The sequence below is a fragment of the Parvibaculum sp. genome, assembly GCF_049672805.1.
Taxonomy (GTDB): domain Bacteria; phylum Pseudomonadota; class Alphaproteobacteria; order Parvibaculales; family Parvibaculaceae; genus Parvibaculum.
In genome coordinates this window covers 1-4923 of record NZ_JBATWS010000252.1, presented here as the reverse complement: position 1 = coordinate 4923, position 4923 = coordinate 1, and the positions used below count along the sequence as shown (strand labels likewise).

Genomic DNA, 4923 nt, shown 5'->3' with positions numbered 1-4923 from the left:
TTTCTCAGGCTTCCGGCGTGTAGCGCACCGGCATTTCCTTGATGCCATAGATGAAGTTCGAACGCAGACGGCGTATCGGGCCCGAGACATGAATGTCCGGGAAACGCCGCAGCAATTCCTCAAAGAGAATACGAAGCTGCAACTCGGCAAGCCGCGAGCCGAGGCAGAAATGCTGTCCCACGCCAAAGCCGAGCTGTGTGGGCACGTCGGGATTCGTGTAGCGCGTGACATCGAAGCGGTAGGGATCATCCCACTTTTCTTCATCCCGATTGGCAGAGGCGTACCACATCACCACCTTGTCACCCTTCGCGATGCGCTGGCCGCGAATCTCCGTATCCTCGGCGGCTGTGCGACGCATGTGAAGGACGGGGCTCACCCAGCGCACGATCTCCTGCACGGCGGAAGGAATGAGCGAGGGATTGTCGATGAGCTTCTGCCGCTCCTGCGGATTCTCGGAGAGCGCGAGCAATCCGCCGGAGATCGAGTTGCGCGTCGTCTCATTCCCCGCAACCACAAGCAGGAGGAAGGTTCCGATATAGGTCGGAAAGCTCATCGTCTGCCCGTCGATCTTTGAATGGGCAAGCATGGTGATGAGATCATCACCCGGCTCCGCCAGCCGCTTCTGCCAGAGCCCTGCGGAATAGGCCGCCATTTCCGAAAGGCACTGACGCAAATATTCGTCGGAGACACGAAGCTCCGGATCATCCTCTCCGACCGTCGCGTTGGACCATTCGAAAAGTTTCGCGCCATCGCTTTCCGGCACGCCGAAAAGCTCCGCCAGCACCTCGATCGGAAGAGCGGCGGCGACGGCCGAAATGAACTCCGCCTCGCCCGTCTTCGGCAGATTGTCGAGAAGCCGTGTCACCCGCGCGCGAATGCGGTCTTCCATGCCGGAAATGCGCTTCGGCACAAAGCCCGGCGTTACCATGCGCCGATAGGCGGCATGGTCCGGCGGATCCATCGAGATCATGCTGGCCTCGGTGGAATTACCGTCGATCTCGTTTTCGTTGAAGATGCGATGCCCGCCCATTTCCTTTGCGGAGGAGAAGAGTTTCGGATTCTTCGAGATCGCTTCTATGTCGTCATAGCGCGTGATGGACCAGAAGCCGGGACCATCGGCTTCCGGGTTCCAGTACACGGGCTCTTCTGCGCGCAGCTTCCGGAACACTTCATGGTGTCGTTCGTGCAGATAGAGATCGGGGTCTTTCAGATCGGGCTTGCCACCCAGATCAACCGCCTTCGTCTTCGGCCTGAGCATCGTCGCATCCTCCCCTTTTTATCATTGGGGAGAAGTCTAAGGCTCATCGCCCTGCAGGCTCAAGCAACGGGAAAGCCGACGGCCGCTTCCAGCTCTTTCAGCGCCTGTTCGGGCGAGAGCACCTTGATGGTGGTCATGCCAAGCGCGCGGGCGGGTTTGAGATTGATGCCCAGATCATCGAGATAAACGCTTGCCGCAGGGGAAACACCCAGCGCCTCGCAGGCCATCTCATAGATGCGCGGATCGGGCTTGCGAATACCGACCTTGGAGCTTTCGATCACATGGTCGAAGAGCGACATGACTTCGGCAACGGCGGCTGCCTTCTCGCTGCTGCGCGCCATGCCGGCACCCTTGCCAGCTGAGACATTATTGGTGATGCAGCCAACCTTGACCTGCTCCTTGCAGCGTTTCAGCGCCGTCACCATTTCCGGCCGGATATTGCCGGAAAGAAGCTCGATGATGTCGCGGCCGGGAATGCGCGTGCCTTTTGCGGCGGATTCTTCCGCAAAAAGACGGTCGAACTCATCCAGCGTGCATTCGCTGCGCTCAAAGAGGGCCCAGGCATTGGTGTCGGGATTGGTCGCGTTGATGCTGCGAATGAAACCGAGAGGGAGACCCTTCTCGCGCTCATAGCGGTTGAAGGCTTCAAAGGGGCTCGTCGTAAGAACCCCGCCAAAATCCCAGATAACAGCCTCGACCATACCGTTCCTCACCCTGCTGAATTGCGTTTGGGCGGGAACCTACACGGCGCGCCGGAAAGCGCCAAGCCGCCAGCGCCAAAGAGAAGGCGCCTTTCGGCGCCTTCCTCAGCGTGTCTTGACGATGCAGTCCTGCCCGGCGGATTTGAGGCTGGTGCAGGCAGATTGCGCTGCCGCCTTGGTAGCGTAGCCCGCTGCGCGGACACGATAGAAGATGCCCTTGTCGCCAAGGTCAGCGCGCTCGATATCGAGCGCCTGCCCGCCAAGGATCGAGGGATGCTTCTTTTGCAGCGCGGCCCAGGCGTTCTTCGCGCCTGCCTCTTCGCGCAGCGCCATGAGCTGCACGACATAGGCACCGCCACTCGCCGGTGCGGCAGCAGTGGTTGCGGCAGGAGCAGGTTCGGCCTTCGGCGCCGCAGCAGGCGACGTGATCTGTGCGGGCGCAACCTCGATTGAAGGAAGCTCCGCCACAGGCGCTTCAGCCGCCGCGCTCGGCGCAGTCTCGGGAATGCTTGCTTCCGGCGCTTGTGTTGCGGGCGCGGCTTCTGCCACTTCCCTCTCGACCGGGATTTCTTCGCGCGCGGGGGCGGGCGTCACCGGGGCGCTTTGGCTGTCAGGAGCCGAGGCAATTTCCGGCGCGACAGGTGCCACGCCCGAGTCACCCTGATTGAGAGAGAGCGCCACAAGGACACCGCCCAGCAGCGCAAGACCGATAAAGGCGCCAACGATCAGCCTTGTGCGCCCGCCGCCTTCCTCATCTTCGGGTGTGTAGATGATTTCAGGCTCGGGCGGGCGGGGCCGCTCTTCCTCGTCCATTCCATGCATGTCTTCCGGCCTCCCGGTAGCTGGGCTCGTATAGAGCCCGGGGGACGGGCCTTCCGTCGCACTGACGCCCGACAGATCGGGTTGCCGCCCCGGCGTGAGCGTCGCACGCGAAGCAGGCTCCACTATGGAAGGCCCGGCTTCACCCTTGCGCGCCAAGAGGTCGCTCGTCAATGAGGCAGGTTTCTTCGCCATCAGGCTGCGCCCTGCAAAATAGTGCTGGAAATGGCCTCAGCGCTGGTTCCAGCCGCAATTGTGCCCGTCAGAGGCGAGGTTTCGCGCCCTTTCAGGCGGCTGTCCAGAAAGGACCAGAGTTCGGAGATTTCTTCCGGGGATTTCGTGTTCGAGGCGATTTCCATGACGGTCCGACCATCAATCATGCTGGAAGCGAAATCGATTCGCTGATGCAGGATGGTAGGCGCAACGGCGCCATGATGCGAAAGCGCAATGACTGCCTCGGTGGTGATTCGAGCCCGGGGGCTTGCACCATTCACGGCGAAGACGAGGGGTTTGCCCACTTCCTCGCAGAGCCGGACGGTGGCACCCGCCGCGCGCAGATCATGCGGGCTGGGCCTTGTCGGAATGACGATGAGATCGGCCTGGCTGATCACATGGCCGATCGTGGCCGTGATCGCGGGCGGTGTGTCGATGATGACGAGCTTCACGCCGCCAGCCTTCAGATGGCGGAGATCGGCTTCAAGCCCCTCATTCGAGGCACGCACGAAGAAAGGCCGCTCCGCCTCCCGCGCATTCCACCATTGAGAAAGAGACCCCTGCGGGTCCGTATCGATAAGGGCAACTGGCCCTGCTCCCCGGCGCTCTGCCTCAACCGCGATATGACCAGCGAGGGTTGTCTTGCCGGAGCCACCCTTCTGGGACGCAAACGCAATGACGTGCATGGCTTATTCCCGATGATCGGCCGCCGGCTCAAATCCTTGATTGCGGCCCTGAAAGTGACACGCTGCTTGCGATCCGGGAGCGCGTTTTCGCGCCCCGACCCGCAGGCGTGTGCGTGATCGAAATGTCCAAAGGCCGAATCAGCCCCCCAAGGGAGAGTATCGGCTGACCCATTTTGGCTCAACATATAGGGGCGAAAATCTGGCGTTTGCCGGAACAGCGTGGTGTCTCAGTCACAAGCACCGAAAGGGCCGCTCAGGCGGTGGCCATTTCTGCCGTCACCTTCACCATGGCGCTTGTCAGCCGGGCGAGATCCTCCGCGCCGGTGACGAGAGGCGGCGTGGTGTAGATGATGCTGCCGAAGGGGCGGATCCAGACACCTTCCTCCACGAAGCGGTGCTTCATCCGGTTGAGGTCGCCCATCTTCTCGAACTCGATGACGCCGATGGCGCCGAGAACGCGCACATCCTTCACGCCCTTTATCGCGCGGGCAGGTTCAAGCTCGCGGGCGAGCTGCGCCGAGATCGCGGCCACCTGCTCAAGCCGGGGTTCGCTTTCGAAAAGATCGAGTGATGCGTTGGCCGCCGCACAGGCAAGCGGATTGCCGGTATAGGTCGGCCCATGCATCAGCGCCCTGGCTCCCGATTCCCCCAGAAACGCCTCGAAGACAGGTGCGCGGGCAATGGTGGCGGCGAGCGCCATGGTGCCGCCTGTCAGCGCCTTTGAGAGCGTGACAATGTCGGGCACGATGCCGGCCTGCTCACAGGCAAACATGCTGCCGGTGCGGCAGAAGCCGGTGAAAATCTCGTCCAGAACAAGAAGCACATTATGCTTGTCGCATAGCGCGCGCAGGCGCTTCAGCGTTTCGGGCGAATGGAAGCGCATGCCGCCCGCGCCCTGCACCAGCGGTTCGGTAAGGACAGCGGCGATCTCATGCGCATGGTCGCCAAGGAAGCGGTCAAGGGCCGCTTCCTTCTCTTCATCGGTCGGCAAGGTGCAGATGAACTGTTCGGCAATCGCGCCCTTGAACAGCGTGTGCATGCCCTCATCCGGGTCGCAGACGGACATGGTGGCGAGCGTGTCGCCATGATAGCCGCCCTTGAAGCTGACAAAGCGCGTGCGGCCCTTCTGCCCGTTATTGATCCAGTACTGCACCGCGATCTTCATCGCGATCTCGACCGAGACGGAGCCGGATTCGGAAAAGAACACATGACCGAGATCACCCGGCAGCAGGGTCGAAAGGCGTGA

At 61.7% G+C, this 4923-nt stretch carries 5 protein-coding genes; all 5 read right to left on the bottom strand.

What is annotated here, in order from left to right; genetic code table 11:
- Positions 1–4: 4 nt before the first annotated feature.
- Positions 5–1258 carry a cytochrome P450 gene (locus WBF74_RS08185; protein WP_424437924.1) on the bottom strand — a complete coding sequence of 418 codons (1254 nt, stop codon included), beginning with the start codon at positions 1256–1258 and terminating at the stop codon, positions 5–7.
- Positions 1259–1317: 59 nt separating this feature from the next.
- The gene (locus tag WBF74_RS08180) at positions 1318–1959 is read right to left on the bottom strand and encodes an HAD-IA family hydrolase (protein WP_424437921.1); all 642 of its coding nucleotides are present in this window, start codon (positions 1957–1959) and stop codon (positions 1318–1320) included.
- Positions 1960–2064: 105 nt separating this feature from the next.
- Positions 2065–2973, bottom strand: a complete 909-nt coding sequence (locus WBF74_RS08175; RefSeq protein WP_424437918.1) for an SPOR domain-containing protein — start codon at positions 2971–2973, stop codon at positions 2065–2067.
- A complete protein-coding gene (locus tag WBF74_RS08170; RefSeq protein WP_424437916.1) occupies positions 2973–3677 on the bottom strand; it encodes an AAA family ATPase in 705 nt (234 codons plus the stop codon). Before WBF74_RS08170 ends, WBF74_RS08175 begins: the two co-directional genes overlap by 1 nt.
- Positions 3678–3930: 253 nt before the next feature.
- The coding region (bioA, locus tag WBF74_RS08165; protein ID WP_424437913.1) for an adenosylmethionine--8-amino-7-oxononanoate transaminase at positions 3931–4923 on the bottom strand (993 nt) is incomplete at its 5' end.

Bases quoted from the DNA above. Each gene is read 5' to 3' on its own strand.
- WBF74_RS08185 (WP_424437924.1), bottom strand. From the start codon at position 1,258: ATGCTCAGGCCGAAGACGAAGGCGGTTGATCTGGGTGGCAAGCCCGAT.
- WBF74_RS08180 (WP_424437921.1), bottom strand. From the start codon at position 1,959: ATGGTCGAGGCTGTTATCTGGGATTTTGGCGGGGTTCTTACGACGAGC.
- WBF74_RS08175 (WP_424437918.1), bottom strand. From the start codon at position 2,973: ATGGCGAAGAAACCTGCCTCATTGACGAGCGACCTCTTGGCGCGCAAG.
- WBF74_RS08170 (WP_424437916.1), bottom strand. From the start codon at position 3,677: ATGCACGTCATTGCGTTTGCGTCCCAGAAGGGTGGCTCCGGCAAGACA.